The organism is Trinickia sp. (genome assembly GCF_036503415.1).
Taxonomy (GTDB): domain Bacteria; phylum Pseudomonadota; class Gammaproteobacteria; order Burkholderiales; family Burkholderiaceae; genus Trinickia.
The window spans coordinates 1-15,405 of sequence record NZ_DASXWY010000220.1; the positions used below are offsets into that span (position 1 = coordinate 1).

General features: G+C 64.1%; 16 protein-coding genes. 4 read left to right on the forward strand and 12 right to left on the reverse strand.

Annotated elements, in window-relative coordinates:
• Positions 1-11 precede the first annotated feature (11 nt).
• Genes phnE through senB form a run of 6 tightly spaced genes read right to left on the reverse strand, consistent with a single transcriptional unit; the run spans position 12 to position 5,437 of the window.
• Positions 12-758: a phosphonate ABC transporter, permease protein PhnE gene (gene phnE, locus VGL01_RS24970; RefSeq protein ID WP_414720350.1), complete on the reverse strand. Its 747-nt coding sequence runs from the start codon at positions 756-758 to the stop codon at positions 12-14.
• Positions 759-809: 51 nt separating this feature from the next.
• Entirely contained in the window at positions 810-1,631 is an 822-nt protein-coding gene (locus VGL01_RS24975; protein ID WP_331574185.1) for a PhnE/PtxC family ABC transporter permease, read from the reverse strand.
• On the reverse strand, positions 1,628-2,449 hold the full coding sequence (locus VGL01_RS24980; protein WP_331574187.1) for a phosphonate ABC transporter ATP-binding protein: 822 nt from the start codon (positions 2,447-2,449) through the stop codon (positions 1,628-1,630). Before VGL01_RS24980 ends, VGL01_RS24975 begins: the two co-directional genes overlap by 4 nt.
• Entirely contained in the window at positions 2,446-3,321 is an 876-nt protein-coding gene (locus VGL01_RS24985) for a putative selenate ABC transporter substrate-binding protein (protein WP_331574189.1), read from the reverse strand. The genes VGL01_RS24980 and VGL01_RS24985 overlap by 4 nt, the downstream gene beginning before the upstream one ends.
• A 51-nt stretch (positions 3,322-3,372) precedes the next feature.
• On the reverse strand, positions 3,373-4,428 hold the full coding sequence (selD, locus tag VGL01_RS24990) for a selenide, water dikinase SelD (protein WP_331574191.1): 1,056 nt from the start codon (positions 4,426-4,428) through the stop codon (positions 3,373-3,375).
• A gap of 13 nt (positions 4,429-4,441) precedes the next feature.
• Entirely contained in the window at positions 4,442-5,437 is a 996-nt protein-coding gene (senB, locus tag VGL01_RS24995; RefSeq protein WP_331574193.1) for a selenoneine biosynthesis selenosugar synthase SenB, read from the reverse strand.
• Between senB and senA the strand changes: the two genes are divergently transcribed.
• On the forward strand, positions 5,436-6,647 hold the full coding sequence (gene senA, locus VGL01_RS25000) for a selenoneine synthase SenA (protein ID WP_331574195.1): 1,212 nt from the start codon (positions 5,436-5,438) through the stop codon (positions 6,645-6,647). The genes senB and senA overlap by 2 nt on opposite strands.
• 29 nt (positions 6,648-6,676) lie before the next feature.
• On the opposite strand, the gene lplT is transcribed toward senA, so the two are convergent.
• Together lplT and VGL01_RS25010 are read right to left on the reverse strand one after the other, a co-directional pair.
• The gene (gene lplT, locus VGL01_RS25005) at positions 6,677-7,975 is read right to left on the reverse strand and encodes a lysophospholipid transporter LplT (RefSeq protein WP_331574197.1); all 1,299 of its coding nucleotides are present in this window, start codon (positions 7,973-7,975) and stop codon (positions 6,677-6,679) included.
• 130 nt (positions 7,976-8,105) lie between these two features.
• Complete coding sequence (locus tag VGL01_RS25010) at positions 8,106-8,906, reverse strand: inositol monophosphatase family protein (RefSeq protein ID WP_331574198.1); 801 nt, start codon at positions 8,904-8,906, stop codon at positions 8,106-8,108.
• Positions 8,907-9,250: 344 nt separating this feature from the next.
• On the opposite strand from VGL01_RS25010, the gene VGL01_RS25015 reads away from it, so the two are divergent.
• Positions 9,251-10,063: an RNA methyltransferase gene (locus VGL01_RS25015; RefSeq protein ID WP_414720351.1), complete on the forward strand. Its 813-nt coding sequence runs from the start codon at positions 9,251-9,253 to the stop codon at positions 10,061-10,063.
• Positions 10,064-10,288: 225 nt separating this feature from the next.
• Positions 10,289-11,068: a serine O-acetyltransferase gene (gene cysE / locus VGL01_RS25020; RefSeq protein ID WP_331574199.1), complete on the forward strand. Its 780-nt coding sequence runs from the start codon at positions 10,289-10,291 to the stop codon at positions 11,066-11,068.
• 27 nt (positions 11,069-11,095) lie between these two features.
• Here the strand turns inward: cysE and VGL01_RS25025 are convergent, their stop codons facing one another.
• The 4 genes from VGL01_RS25025 to VGL01_RS25040 are packed head-to-tail and all read right to left on the reverse strand — an operon-like array spanning position 11,096 to position 13,802.
• On the reverse strand, positions 11,096-11,935 hold the full coding sequence (locus VGL01_RS25025; RefSeq protein ID WP_331574200.1) for a UDP-2,3-diacylglucosamine diphosphatase: 840 nt from the start codon (positions 11,933-11,935) through the stop codon (positions 11,096-11,098).
• Positions 11,932-12,426: a peptidylprolyl isomerase gene (locus tag VGL01_RS25030; protein ID WP_331574201.1), complete on the reverse strand. Its 495-nt coding sequence runs from the start codon at positions 12,424-12,426 to the stop codon at positions 11,932-11,934. The genes VGL01_RS25025 and VGL01_RS25030 overlap by 4 nt, the downstream gene beginning before the upstream one ends.
• Positions 12,427-12,484: 58 nt before the next feature.
• Positions 12,485-13,066, reverse strand: coding sequence for a peptidylprolyl isomerase (locus VGL01_RS25035; protein ID WP_331574203.1), 582 nt, complete (start codon positions 13,064-13,066; stop codon positions 12,485-12,487).
• Between the two features lie 37 nt (positions 13,067-13,103).
• The gene (locus VGL01_RS25040; RefSeq protein WP_331574204.1) at positions 13,104-13,802 is read right to left on the reverse strand and encodes a tetratricopeptide repeat protein; all 699 of its coding nucleotides are present in this window, start codon (positions 13,800-13,802) and stop codon (positions 13,104-13,106) included.
• A gap of 204 nt (positions 13,803-14,006) precedes the next feature.
• On the opposite strand from VGL01_RS25040, the gene cysS reads away from it, so the two are divergent.
• Positions 14,007-15,401: a cysteine--tRNA ligase gene (gene cysS, locus VGL01_RS25045; RefSeq protein ID WP_331574205.1), complete on the forward strand. Its 1,395-nt coding sequence runs from the start codon at positions 14,007-14,009 to the stop codon at positions 15,399-15,401.
• Positions 15,402-15,405 lie beyond the last annotated feature (4 nt).

The following is a 15,405-nucleotide window of genomic DNA, read 5'->3' on the forward strand; positions in this document are numbered from 1 at the left end:
CCTTGCGGGCTTCAGTGCGCGAGGACGCTGCGCCGGCGCATTAGTGCGCTGGCCGTATCGACGAAGGCCGCGAGCACGAGCATCGCGACGATCACCGTGCATGCTTGCGGCAGGTGGAACAGGGAGAGCTCGTAGTAGAGCATCTGGCCGAGACCGCCCGCGCCGACGAAGCCCAGAATCGCTGCCATGCGGATGTTGGTCTCCCATCGATAAAGCACATAGGCCAGGAACTGCGGCTGGACGCAGGGCAGCGTTCCGTAGACGAACGCCATCGCATGGGAGCTTCCCACTTCCGTCAGCGCACGCGCGGGCGCATCTGGCGCATTCTCCAGCGTTTCCGCGAAAAGGCGGCCCAGGACGCCAGCGGTATGCAGCGCCAGCGCGAGGGTACCGGCGAACGGCCCCAGTCCGGCGACGAGAACGGTCAAGGTCGCCCATACGAGTTCGGGGACGGCGCGCAGCAGATTCAACAGCAAACGCGATAGCGCGCGCAGACTCGTTCCGTACATGCCCGATGCCGGCAGCGCCAACGCAAAGCCGAATAACGCCGCGCAGAGCGTCCCGATGGCGGAAACCGCAAGCGTTTCGAGCATGCTGAAAGCTGTCTTCGAGAGAAACGCTGGCGCTAGTTCAGGCGGGAAGAACGACAGCAGGAAATGCAGCATGTCGCGGGCGGCGGCCGCCGAAACGAGCTGGCCGATATCGAGCGAGAGATAGGCGAAGCTGCCCGACACCGCCGTGGCGACAGCGATTCCCATTAGCAGGCATTTCGTGCAGATGCGGACCGGTTTAGCTTCGCTCGCCATCGCTCAGTCCAACAGTTTGCGCAAGCCCGCGCTGAGTGCATCCGCGAGCAGCACGAGTAGCAAAAACGTCACGAGGATCGTCGCCGTTTCGCCGCCGTCGAGCATCTTCATCGCCTGATCCATCAATTGGCCGAGCCCGCCGGCCCCGACGAATCCCATGACCACCGATGCGCGGATTGCGCACTCCCAGCGATATACCGTGTAAGACACGAGTTCGCGCGCTGCATTGGGCAATAGCCCATAGGCCAGCGCCGACAGACGCGGGCTGCCGCTGCCGAGCAGCGCATGTGCGGGGCGCGCGTCGCTCGATTCGAGGATTTCCGTATAGACCTTGGCCAGCATGCCGCCATAGGTGATTGCGAGCGCCAGCACGCCGGCGGCGGCCCCGAGTCCCAGCACCCGTACGAACACCAGCGCCCAAACGAGCTCCGGTATGCCCCGTAGCAGCAGCACGATGGCGCGCACGCCGGCGCGCGTCACTGCGCGTGTTCGATAGCCGCGGCCGGGGCCGATCCGCGAAATCGACAAGTTGCGCGCCATGGCCGCAGCCAGCGGTGCGGCGAGTACAAACGCGAGCGCGATTCCGGCCGTGGCGATGGCCAACGTTTCGACCGTGGCCTTGGCGACCAAGCCCAGAAACTCCGCCGAAGCGTCCGGCGGAAGGAAGTGGCGAAGAAAACGTCCTGCGACCTTCAGATTGCCGGCCTCGAACAGGGCCGCCGGATGAAATTGCGACAGCCTCAAGAGCGGCCACAGCACGATCAGCGCTAGCACCAGGGTGGACGCGCGACGCAGCGCGAGAGGATCGCGGGGATGCGCGATCATTGGCAGGCCGTCCGTGGTGAGGGACCGCGCGTCGTGCGGATCGATAGCGTGTCGTTGCCTTGTACCGGCGGAGCGTCGCCTTCGGACGCATAAAGTTCTCTCAGCAATCCATCGCTCACGCGGGCGACGGGCAAGTCGAAGGCGATTTCGCCCGACCTCAGGCCGACGATGCGCGGAAACCAGCGCAGCGCGAGATCGACCGCATGCAGGCTGGCTACCAGTGCTGCGCCATCCGCGTCGGCCTGCTTGCACAGTTCGCCGAGAGCAAGGTTGGACAACGTGGGATCCATGGCCGATACGGGCTCGTCCGCCAGGATCAAATCGGGACGCTGGTACAACACGCGCGCGATGCCGACGCGCTGCAACTGACCGCCGGACAATCGATCGCAACGATCGAACAGGCGATCGGCAAGCTCGAGCCTCGCGAGCTCATCGCCGGCCCCCGTCGTATCGAGCGGATAGACCAGAGAGAGCAAAGACTTCCATCCGGGCCAAGCCCCGAGGCGGCCCGCTAGAACGGCGGTGACGACGCGTTGGCGCGGCGGCAGGGGGGGCGCCTGGTGCACCATGCCGATGCGCGATCGCAATCGCCGCAGGCGTGCCGCCGACAGCTCCCACGGGCTGAGCCCGAGGACCTCGATACGACCCTCGCTGGGCCGCAGCGAGGTGGCGAGCAAGCGCAGCATCGAAGTCTTTCCCGCACCCGATGGACCGATGAGCGCAATGCGCTCGCCGCGCTTAGCGGACATCGTGATCTGCCTGAGCGCCCGGTGCCCGTTGGGGTAGCCGAGGCCGACCGCGTCGAGCTGGAAGCTCACTTGATGAGGCCCGCGGTGCGAGCCGCGGCTTCGATGCCGGCATAGTTTTCCGGCTTGGTCGGAATGAACTTGACGGTCCGTTGCAACGCCATGATGGCCCGTTGCTCGGGATCGTGCGGATCCAGGCGGAGGAAAGCTTCGGTCAAAGTCTTGCGCAAGGCCGGATCGAGCCCGCCGCGCACGGTCCAGTTGTAATCGTAGTAGGGCGGTGTCACGGCGAATACTCTGACCTTCGTCGGATCCACCTTGTGCTGCTCGACCAGCTTGTCCCACACGGATGCGTTGAGCACGCCCGCGTCAGCCCGGCCGGACTCGACGAAAGCGGCGGTTGCGTCGTGCGCGCCCGAAAACGCCACCGTCTTGAAGTCCTTGTCGGGATCGATGCCCGCTTGCAGCAGGAAATAACGCGGCATCAAATGGCCGGATGTCGATGACGGCGCGCCGAAGACGAACGTGTGGCCCTTCAGGTCCGCTAACGATTTGATGCCAGGGACAGCCGTAATGAACTTACTGGTGAACGTCGCATCTTCCTGCCGTTGTACGATGGGCACGGTTGCGCCATTCGTGCGGATCTTGCTTTGTACGTAGGTAAAGCCGCCCAACCAGGCGAGGTCGATTTTTCCGGTCGCCAGCGACTCGACTACCGCCGCATAGTCCGTGACCGGCACGAACTCGACCTTCATTCCCGTTTTCTTCTCGAGGTATTTCCCGAGTGGCGCGAACTTGCGCTGTAGTTCGGTCGGCGATTCGTCGGGGATGGCCGACACCCTCAGCACATGCTGCTGTGCCCTGGCGGGCGTGAGAAAAACAAGCCCAAAGAGGGCGATTGCGACAATGCGTTTGAGGATGGGCCAGAGGGCGATGAAGGGCATGATGCGCCGAAATCCAATGAGGGTTGAGTGAACGGTTGATGCGAAACCGGCTTATGCCACGGCGACCCGGGCGGGACCTGGGATCATCTCGCCGATCACGGCCGCGTCTTCGAATCCTTCGCTGCGGAAAATATCGAGAATCGCGTCCGCCGCGCTCGGTGCGCAGGACACGAGCAGACCACCGCTCGTTTGAGGATCGGTCAGGAGCGCATGCAGGCTGGGCGTGATCGACGAGGCCAAGTCCACCGCATCGCCATAGCTCGCCCAATTGCGCGCCGACGCTCCGGTCACCATGCCGGCATTCGCGAGTTCGAGCACGCCCGGCAGCAACGGAATGCGATCCATGTTCAAGCTCGCGCCCAGACCCGCGCCGCGGCAAAGTTCCAACAAATGGCCGAGCAGACCAAAGCCGGTGACGTCTGTCAGCGCATGGACGTCCATCACATCGGCGAGCCGCCGTCCCGGAGTATTGAGCTGCGTGGTGCACGCGATCAGCGCCCGATAGCCGGCCTCATCGAGTTTGTCTTTCTTGACCGCCGCCGATAGTACGCCCACACCCAGCGGTTTGCCCAGGATCAGCTTGTCCCCAGGCTGGGCGGCGTCGTTTTTCTTGACTCGATCGGGATGCACGAGCCCCAGCACCACGAGCCCATAAATCGGTTCGACGGAGTCGATCGTATGGCCGCCGGCGACAGGAATGCCGGCTTGCGCGCAGACCGATTCCCCGCCCTCCAGGATTTTGGCGATGACTTCGGTCGGCAGCTTGTCGATGGGCATACCCACCAGTGCGAGCGCCATGATGGGCGTTCCACCCATTGCATAGACATCGGAGATGGCGTTGGTGGCGGCGATACGCCCGAAGTCGTATGGATCGTCGACCACCGGCATGAAGAAGTCCGTAGTGGCGATCAGCGCCTGGCTTTCGTTGAGCTTGTAGACAGCGGCGTCATCGCTGGTTTCCTTGCCGACGAGGAGTGCTGCCGGAGCGGGCAGCCGCATCGAATTCTTCAGAATTTCGGACAGCACGCCCGGGGCAATTTTGCATCCGCATCCGCCGCCGTGGGAGAGCGATGTGAGTTTGATCGTTGCGTTGGCTGGCTGATTCACGAGAGGTCTCCGGTTATGTCGGGCGCAGGGCGTCGGCCACAAGTTTAATCACTTCGGCGCGCTCCCGCGCAGGCGCGAAAAGCGGCGCGCGTTGCGCGCACTGTTGGCGCAGGCGCGTCAGAAAGCCGATGTCCTGGCTTGCGCGCTGGAGTAGTTCCGCCAGCTGCACGGCGTCGCCGGGCGGGAAATAGCCTTCGTAATCGCGGCCCAGCATCCCGATATTGCCCGGGATGCGGCTCGCCAACACGGGTACGCCGCTCGTGATCGCTTCGACAATGACGTTGGCGCCGCCTTCCATGACGCTCGAAATCACCAGCGCTTGCGCGCCGGCGATGCGTCGCCGCGTCTCGGCATGCGGTAGATTCGCCAGCCACGAATAGCGCTCGCCGAGCGGCCATCTTTGCGCTTGCAGCGCCTGGACTGCGCGCAGGTATTCATCGTCGAGCGCCCCGCCGACGTGAGTCATGCGTATGCGCGAATCGTCGGGAAGAAGGGCGAGCGACCGCATGGCGGTCAGCGGATCCTTTTCCGGCCGCATATGGCCGACGAGTACGACGTCGAAGTATTCGGAACCCACGGAGCGAGAATGGCACGCGATTGCGGATTGATAGATCACACGGCACTTCCCGCGATGAGCGGCGGACAGCTCGAACGGGCCTTCGTCTTGCAGCACCACGAGATACGTCGCGAGCTCGAGGGAACGCTGCGCGGCAGGATCGCTGCGGATATCCCGGTAAAGGTCCGTTCCCGTGAGTACCACGATCAACGGGCGTTTCGGGCAGGCATCGGCGAATCGCGCGACGGCGTCGGCCGAGCGCCGCGCATGCAGCGCGATCAGGCATGCGGGCGCCAGGTCGCCCGCGGCGGGTCCCGCCCATTCGCTCGCCAGCGTGACATCGTAGCCGGCGCGCAGAAACCGGGACCAGCGATGAGCGGTTTGCCAATTGCCGTTGTTGGCTTTGCGCAGCGCCGGGCTGATAATCGCAACGGTTGGCTTCGGAGGACGCATGACACTCGGCTCTGAGGGAATAGCGGCAAGACACATCGGTAAGGTCGAGCTGGCCGCGGCATTCGCCGATGCGCACCGGCGAACCTGGGACGTCCTTCGGGAACTGTCGCCGTCCCAATGGCAGGTCCGCTACGACCGCGGCATCAACCCGCCCTTGTGGGAGTATGCACACATCGCGTGGTTTACGGAGCATTGGGTGCTCAGGGCGCCGCGCCCGGACCCGGATGGCCGCCTGAGCGCGACTTTGCCTTCCACGATGGAGCAGGCGGATGGCCTTTTCGATTCGATGCGCGTGGCACATCAGGATCGCTGGCATCTGGCGTTACCGTCGCATGCCGAAATACGCCAGTATGTCGCTGATGTGCTGGAGCAGGTCCTTGCCGCGCTGGACGCGGCGGATGAAACGGATCGGGATCTCTATTTTTTCAGGCTTGCATTGTTCCACGAGGACATGCACGCGGAAGCGCTGACTTACATGCGCCAGACGCTCGACTACCCGCCGCACGCGCCGCTCGTCCTGCCTGCGGTACGCTCGAACGCGGGGGCCGCAGCGGCGGGTGGGGAAACGTTCGCGATGGGGTCGCAGCCCGGGCAAGGATTCGTCTTCGACAACGAGAAGTGGGCGCATCCGGTCGAGGTCCCCCCGTTCCGAATCGATCGAACGTGCGTCAGCAATGCCGCCTTCGCGCAATTCGTGGACAGCGGCGGATACCTCGACCCGCAATGGTGGTCCGCATCCGGTACGGCGTGGCTGCGGCAAAGCGGCCTTGCTCATCCCGCGCGCTGGCGTCCGGCCGGCGACGCAGCCGTGGCTGGCCGCTCCGGCCAATGGGAATGGCGCTGGTTCGGCGAATGGGTGCCGCTGCCGCTCGAGTTGCCCGTATGCCATGTCAATGCCTTCGAGGCCGAAGCGTATTGCCGCTGGGCGGGCAAGCGTTTGCCGACGGAGGCGGAATGGGAATACGCGGCCACGCGTGAGCTCATCGACTGGGGCGGTTCGGTGTGGGAATGGACATCCGATTCGTTTTTGCCGTACGCGGAGTTTTCCGCCGATCCCTACCAGGAATACTCGGTGCCGTGGTTCGGTAGCCACCGGTCGGTTCGCGGAGGCTCGTTCGTGACCCGCGAACGCATGCAGCACCCTCGGTATCGCAACTTCTATTTGCCGCATAGAAACGACATCTTCGCCGGATTTCGCTGCTGCGCGTGACCCGTTTGACCGGCGGCGGGCATTGCGGCTCATTCGTCGATCATCGCCGCGATGTCCAGATGCCGCGCGGTGGCATCGCCGTGCCGCTTTACGAGCCAGATCATGGCGCAGACGAACGCGCCGAACGCGACGATGATCCATTGCACCGGCATCTTCGCCGCGAGCAGCAGGGCATACGCGCCGAGCATCAACAGCACTGCAATGTTCTGATTGAAGTTCTGTACGGCGATCGAATGGCCGGCCGTCACGAGCGTCGCGCCGCGATGCTGCAAAAGGGCGTTCATCGGCACCACGAAAAAGCCGGCCAGGCCGCCGAGGCCGATCATCAGCGGATAGGCGAGCAGAACGTAAAGCGGCACGAAAGCGCTGCCCAAATGAGCGCCTGCGGAAGCGGGGAAAAGCCCTTTACCGTAGAACGCCATCGCTGCCGTCACGAGGCCGGCCCACACGCCGACCGGCAGCACGCGTAGCGAACGCGCGAGAGGTACCCATGCTGCGGCGGCCGCGGCGCCCAGAGCGATGCCGATGCCCGTTGCGCCCTGCATCAGTGCGGCTTTCGAGAGCGTCAGGCCGAGATTGACGGCGGCCCACTTGAGCACGAGCAACTGGAGCGTGACCGCGCCGCCCCACATCAGCGTCGTCACTGCCAGCGGGATCTGGGCCAGCTTGTCCACCCATAGCGTGTTGAAGCATTGGAGGAAGTCGGTGAGCAGCCGGCCGGGCTCGCGCAGGCGGTTCGGATACCGGGCGCCCGTATCGGGAATCCCGATGTTGATGAGCGCGGCCAGCCCGTACACCGACATGACGGCGAACATGGCGAACTGTGGCGCATGCAGTATCAACGGCAAGTGCATGCCCGCGATAGCGTGCTCGACATAGGCGCTGACGAGCGCGCCGCCCAGCGCGGTGCCGGCAATGGTCGAGAGCACGGTTGCGGATTCGAGCCAGGCATTGGCCGCAACGAGCCGCTCGGCCGGCAGCAGCTCGGTGAGGATGCCGTACTTGGCGGGCGAGTAGGCCGCCGCGCCGAAACCGACCACGCCGTAGGCGACGATCGGATGCACGCCGGCGATCATCATTGCACAGCCGATGGCCTTGGCCGCATTGGCCGTGAACATGACATGGCGCTTTTGCAGGGCATCGGCGAATGCGCCGACGAACGGGGCAAGCAGCACGTAGGACGCCGTGAAGAAGATCTGCAGCAAAGGCGTGACCCAATTCGCGGCACGCATGGCGAACAGCAGTGCGATCGCTGCGATGAGCAGCGCGTTATCGGCTACCGACGAGACGAACTGAGCGGCAATGATCGTGTAAAAGCCTTTCTTCATGGGCAGCAACGGCGACGATGGCACGCGGATGGAGGACAAAAAAGCAAAGGGCGGCCGCAGCCGCCCCCGTTACATGACCTGACGTTGGCCTGACCGCTCCGCGCATGCGGACCAGGGCCCTCGGTCGCCGTCAGTCTTGCTGTGCTCGCCGGCTATACGGCGAGAGAATGGGCACCATTTGAGCGTAGATCTTCGGGTTGCCTGCGACGATCTCGCCGACATGGAGGAACTCCGAATCGCCCGTGTAATTGCCGACGAGCCCGCCCGCCTCCGTGATGAGCAGGCTGCCTGCTGCCATGTCCCAGGCGCTGATGCCTTGCTCGAAAAAGCCGTCCAGCCGACCCGCTGCGACGTTCGCGAGATCGAGCGCCGCCGCGCCCGGCCGGCGCAGCCCCGTGCACGAGCGCGTCATTTCCGCGAACAGGCGGCAGTAGGCTTCGAGCCGATCGTTCTCGCGAAACGGGAACCCCGTACCGATCAACGCATCGGCGAGCCGGTCGCGGCGGCCGACGCGAATGCGCCGGTCGTTCAGATAGGCGCCGCGGCCGCGCGAGGCGGTGTAAAGATCGTTGCGAGTGGGGTCGTACACACACGCCTGGGTAACGATGCCCTTGTGGGCCAACGCGATCGATACACAGTAGTAGGGCAGCCCGTGAATGAAATTCGTCGTGCCGTCGAGCGGATCGATGATCCATTGGAAATCGGATTCGTTTTCCGAGCGGCCCGATTCCTCGGCGAGGATCGCGTGATCGGGGTAGGCGGTCTTCAGCGTATCGATGATCGCTGCTTCCGCCGCCTTGTCGACCTCCGTGACGAAATCGTTGTGCTGTTTTTTGCTGACCTGGATGAGGTCGAGATCGAGCGATGCCCGGTTGATGATCTGCCCGGCGCGGCGAGCGGCCTTGACAGCGATATTGAGCATAGGATGCATGAACAGATTCCTTTTACCGCGAGGCGCCGACGCCGCCGCGGATGGGGCCAAAACCGCCCGGAATGCGCGCCGGGCGCGGATTCCGTCGACGAAGACGAATTGAAGAAGAGCGGAGCGCACGCGGCCGATCGCACTATGTTCGGCCCACCGCGCGCGAATAGACGGGATTTTACCAGGAAGCGACCGCGGCGCGGCGCTCCGGCGAGGACAGCGAACGCGTGCACGGCCGTCTTGGGACATTCGCCGCGGCCCTGGTCGTCACATGGCGATACCATAAGCGCATCTGTCGGCCGGGCGCGATGCCGCGTGTGCCGCTCGTCTCACTGGGAATCGATCGACTCATCTTGAACTCATCCAATCATCGTTCGTTGCAGACGCCGGACATAGACCCCGCCACGGCGGGGCCGCACGGCGGCTTTACCTCTACCCTCTTCGTGCTCGTCGAGCCGAGCCATCCCGGTAACGTGGGCGCGGCGGCGCGCGCCTTGAAAACCATGGGTTTTTCACGGCTGGTGCTCGTGGCGCCCCGCGTCGGTCATGTGAAGACGGATGCCGAAGCCATCGCGATGGCGAGCGGCGCGGACGACGTGCTCGCCTGCGCAACCATCGTTCCGACGCTTGGCGAGGCCTTGGCCGGCGTGCAGTGGTCGGTGGCGCTGACGGCGCGCACGCGCGAGTACGGACCGCCGCAGATGGCGCCGCGTATCGCGGCAAGCGAGGCATGTCGCCATACCGCGCAAGGCGATGTCGCATTCGTTTTCGGTAACGAGCGCACCGGGCTGTCGAACGAACACGTCGAGCGCTGCAGTGCGCTCGCACATATCCCGGCGAATCCCGCCTACAGCTCGCTCAATCTCGCTCAGGCGGTTCAGGTGCTCGCCTACGAGCTGCGGCTCGCCTATCTTGGCGAGACCGTCGACGTACCGTCGGGCGAGGGGCTCGGTCCGCGCGCGCCGAGCGAGGAAATCGAGCGGATGTTCGTGCATCTGGAGAATGCGCTGATTGCGCTGGAGTTTCTCGATCCGTCGAACCCCAAGAAGCTGATGTCGCGGCTGCGGCGGCTTTTCGCGCGCGCGGGACTCGAGCGCGAGGAAGTCAACATCGTCCGCGGCATCGCCAAGCACATCTTGCTCAAGACGTCCGGCCCGGGCGACTGACAGCCGCGATCCGACGGGCTCGCGCGAGGCGAGCCTCTACCGGGGCGCCCCCGCCGGGCCCCCGGTGTTTCGACAATCTCCCTGAGACGAACAGGGCGAAAAAGCGCCTCGGGCAAAAAGCGTCGGTTCACTCTACAATCGGCCGGTCGGTCATATGCAAATCGCCGCAGGTCATATGCGCGCCTTCGCGCGCCGCAGCCGCGGCTTTTCGAGCGAGCCATTCATATGTTCACGAGACTTCGCGAAGACATTGCCTCCATTCGGGAGCGGGATCCGGCCGCGCGCAGTGCCTGGGAAGTCCTCACCTGTTATCCGGGCTTGCATGCGATCGTGCTGCATCGGGTCGCGCACGTCTGCTGGCAAGCCGGACGCCGCTGGCTCGCGCGCGCCATCTCGCAGTTCGCCCGCTTTCTGACCGGCATCGAGATTCATCCAGGTGCGACGATCGGTCGACGCGTTTTCATCGACCACGGGATGGGCGTCGTCATCGGCGAGACGGCCGAGGTAGGGGACGATTGCACGATCTATCAGGGCGTCACGCTCGGCGGCACGATGCTGACCCGCGGTGCAAAACGGCATCCGACGCTCGAGCGGGGCGTCATCGTGGGCGCCGGTGCCAAGGTGCTGGGTGGGTTCACCGTGGGTGCCGAAGCCAAGATCGGCTCGAATGCGGTCGTCGTCAAACCGGTGCCGGCCGGCGGTACGGCGGTTGGCAATCCGGCCCGCATCGTCGTGGCGGCCGATGCAAGACCGACGGTCGCAAGCACGCCGGAGCGCACCGCGTTTTGTGCCTACGGCATTACGCCGAACGCCGAGGATCCCTACTCGCTCGCGCTGCACGGGCTCATCGACCATGCTGCCAAAGAAAGCCAGCGCGTCGATGAAGTCGTCGCGGCGCTCGAACGTTTGGGCGAGCGTCTGCAGGCGCTCGATGGCGCCGATGGTGCGCTATCGGAACTGCGCCGCATCTCCGCGGCGATCGAAGGCAAGGTCGCCCAACCTTGAGCGAAAGGCGGGCGCGGCCGGACGCGGTCAGTCGAGCGGCAATGCCCGAATGCCCTCGGCGTCGACGCGCAGGTATCCGCCGCGCCGTGCGCCGTGGTCGAGATCCCAGTCGGGCAGCACCCAGCGGGTGCCTTCTGTTCCCTGATGGCATGCGGGCTTGTGCGTATGGCCATGGATCATCGTGGTTGTCCCGCTAGCCTTGAAAAGCGCCGCCACGCCCTTCGTCGTGACGTCGTAAAGCGGTGACGGCGGCCGCGTGCGGCCTGCTTCGCTCGACACGCGCATCCGTTCGGCGAGCGCCTGCCGCCATTTGAGCGGCCAGGCCAGGAACAGCAGTTGCGCGGCGCGCCAACGCGCGAGCCGACGGAACGTCTGGTACTTGTGATCCGCGGTGCACAGCGCATCGCCATGGGCGAGCACGATGCGCGCGCCGAAAGCCGTCATCACGAACGGATCGGGCAGCCAGATCGCGCCGGCGGCGCGCATGAAGCGCTTGCCGAGCAGAAAATCCCGATTCCCATGCATGATGTAAAGCGCGATCCCGCGCTCGGAGAGCGTATGCAGCACCTCGGCGATGCGCGCGGCGAACGGATCGACCCTGAGCATATCGTCGCCAATCCAATACTCGAACAGATCGCCGAGCACGAAGACGGAATCCGCACTGTCCGCGGTCATGAGAATGAAGTGCTCGAAGGCCGCGACCGTACGCGGAATGTGCGGACTCAGATGCAGATCGGAGATGAACAGCAGCGGACGCGGCGCATGGCCGCGCGTATGCACGTGCTCGGCCGGCACGGTCGATTCATTGCTGCGGGGCGGCCCGTCTTGACGCGACGAAACGCCCGCACGGATGACGCTCGTGTTCAATCGACGACGACTGCTTTTTCGATGATGACATCGTCGACGGGGACGTCCTGATGGAAGCCCTTCGAACTCGTCTTCACCTTCTTGATCTTCTCGACGATGTCGAGTCCTTCGACCACCCGCCCGAACACCGCGTAACCCCAGCCTTGCGGCGTCGGCGACGAGTGGTTGAGGAAGTCGTTATCGTTGACGTTGATGAAGAACTGCGCAGTGGCTGAGTGCGGATCGTTCGTCCGAGCCATCGCGACGGACCCCGTCACGTTCTTCAGGCCGTTGTTCGCCTCGTTGGCGATCGGCGCATCGGTCGGCTTTTGCTTCATGCCCGGTTCGAAGCCGCCGCCCTGGATCATGAATCCGTCGATTACGCGGTGAAAGACCGTGTTGTCGTAGTGTCCCTTCTTCACGTAGTTGAGAAAGTTCTCGACACTCTTCGGCGCTTTTTCGGCATCGAGTTCGAGCTTGATGACGCCGTGGTTCGTATGCAGTTCGACCATGATGAATTCCTTCGCTTGAGAAATGCCGCGCGGCGACCTGCCGGCGGCGGGTGGAGCGTTATTTCGAAACGACGCTTGCCGACTCGATCACGATCGGTTTTTGCGGCACATCGGCCATCGGGCCGCGCGTCGTGGTGGGGGTGGCCTCGATTTTCTTCACGACATCCATGCCCGAGACGACCTTGCCGAAGACGGCATAGCCGTTGCCATCCGGTTTCGGATAGTCGAGCCCGTCGTTGTCGACCGTATTGATGAAGAACTGGGCGGTAGCCGAGTTCGGATCGCTCGTGCGCGCCATCGCGATCGTTCCCGCTACGTTCTTCAGACCGTTGCGGCTTTCGAGCGGGATCGGCGCACGCGTCGGTTTTTCCTCATAGCCGGTGGTGAAGCCGCCGCCTTGAATCATGAAGCCGCGAATCACGCGGTGGAAGATCGTGCCGCTGTACTGGCCGGATTTGACGTAGTCGAGAAAGTTCGCGACCGTCTTCGGCGCTTTGTCGGGATAGAGCTCGACGCGGATATCGCCCTCGCTCGTCTTCAACAGCACTTGCGGGTGCGCGGCGGAAGAAGCCGTTTGCGCGAGCGCGGGCGCACTCGCGATCAGAGCGGCGCTGCCTAGCGCCAACCAGAAGCGTTTCATGAGCATCCTCATGCGTGGAAAAAAAGAAAAACCGCGCTCAGTTCGACGGCGCGATGTAAGGGGCGGGCGCAAACGGACTCGGGGAACCTGTCGTGAGCGGAGGGGCGTCGGGCGCCGCGACCGTCGACGCGGGGGCCGCCGTTGCCGCGGCGCGTGCTAGCGGCTTTTTCGCGGCGCGCGGGGCGACGATGCGTTCGATATCGGCAAGGCGCGCGTTCGTTGCGCCGCTCGTGCGGCCGAGCCGTTGCGCGCGCTTGTAGGCTTCGGCCGACATCCGCAGATAAAGATCGCCCAGATTCTCGTAGGCAAGGCCATACCCGGGATTCGCCTTGACCGCCGTTTCGAGCGCGACGCGCGCGTCGTCGTAGCGACCAGCTTTCGCGTAGAGCGCCGCGAGATTGTTGTAAGGCTCAGGCAGTTCGGGGTACGCCTGAGTGAGTTCGACGAATTGTTCGATGGCCTCGCTATCGCGATTCAAATGTGCGAGTACGGTGCCGCGTTTGAATTTTGCTTGCGCGTCGCGCGGGTTCGATGCGATTCGCGCGTCGAGCTCGGAGAGGGCCGCATTCCAATTTTGCGCCGCGATGGACGAGTCGGCTTGCGGCGTCTCGTCGCGCGTCGCGTGCGTGGTTTGCGCATGCGACGCCGTGGCCGGCAATACCGCGAGAGCAACGCCGAAGAGGGCGATGGCGGCGAGGGCCGCGATGCGCTCGGTGCGGCCGCTTGAAGGTTTCATAGGCTGAGGTCGAGATGTTATACTCCGGCCCATTCTAACAAAACGTTTGCTCGTTTCATCGAACGGGCGAACGGTCTTCCGCCAGTCGTGGTCGTCCTTGCCCCGATCGCAGTCTGATCGCGGCGCCGAGCGGTCACCCGCCCGCCGCGCCGCCTGCGCGTCGCCCATCTCGCGGGGATGGCTCGGGGCTCGCTCATCGTCTCTATGGAATCACTGCGCATCTACAACACGCTCGCGCGTGACAAGCAAGCTTTCGTGCCGCGCCGTGCAGGCGAAGTACGGATGTACGTCTGCGGGATGACGGTCTACGACTACTGTCATGTCGGACACGCGCGCGTGATGGTGGTGTTCGATATCGTGCAACGCTGGCTACGCACGCTCGGATTTCGCGTGACCTATGTGCGCAACATCACCGACATCGACGACAAAATCATTCGGCGCGCAGTCGAAAACGGCGAACCGATCAAAGCATTGACCGACCGCTTCATCGCGGCGATGCACGAGGATGCCGATGCGCTTGGCGTCGCGCGCCCCGATCTCGAGCCGCGCGCGACCGATCACATTGCGCAGATGCTCGGCATGATCGAGAAGCTCGAGGCAAATGGCTATGCTTACCGCGCGAAGGATGGCGACGTCAATTACGCGGTGCGCAAATTCGCACATTACGGCGCGTTGTCGGGCAAGTCTCTCGAAGATCTGCGCGCGGGCGAGCGCGTTGCCGCGAACGAAGCGAAAGACGATCCGCTCGATTTCGCGCTGTGGAAACGTGCGAAGCCCGAAGAGCCGGCGGATTCCAGCTGGGATTCGGCGTACGGGCGCGGGCGCCCCGGCTGGCACATCGAATGTTCGGCCATGAGTTGCACGCTGCTCGGCGAACACTTCGATCTGCACGGCGGCGGTCAGGATCTGCAGTTTCCGCACCACGAGAACGAAATCGCACAAAGCGAGGGCGCGACGGGGCAGACGTTCGTCAACTACTGGATGCACAACGGGTTCGTTCAGATCGACAACGAGAAGATGTCGAAGTCCCTCGGCAACTTCTTTACGATTCGCGATGTTTTGGCGAAGTACGATCCCGAAGTCGTACGGTTTTTCATCGTGCGCGCGCACTATCGCTCGCCGCTCAATTACAGCGACGTGCACCTCGACGATGCGCGTGCTGCGCTCACGCGCCTTTACACGGCATTGAAGGACGTGGGTCCGGACGGGGCGCCGCTCGACTGGCATGAAGATCATGCCGTGCGGTTCCGCGCGGCCATGAATGACGACTTCAACACGCCGGTGGCCGTTGCCGTGCTCTTCGAGCTTGCGAACGTCGTCAATCGCACGCGCGACGCGGCGCTTGCACGGCAATTGCGTGAGCTCGCGCAAACGGTCGGGCTGCTTGGCCGCGAACCGCGCGTGTTCCTGCAGCAGGCGCAGGGCGGTGTTGGACTTGATTTAGACGAAGCGGCAATCGCGGCGAAAATCGCCGAACGTGCCGCTGCGAAGCAGGCGAAAAAGTATGCCGAGGCAGACCGGATTCGGGCCGAGTTGCTCGATGCCGGCGTTGCCCTTGAGGACAAACCGGGCGGGATCACCGAGTGGCGCCGCGTATGAACGT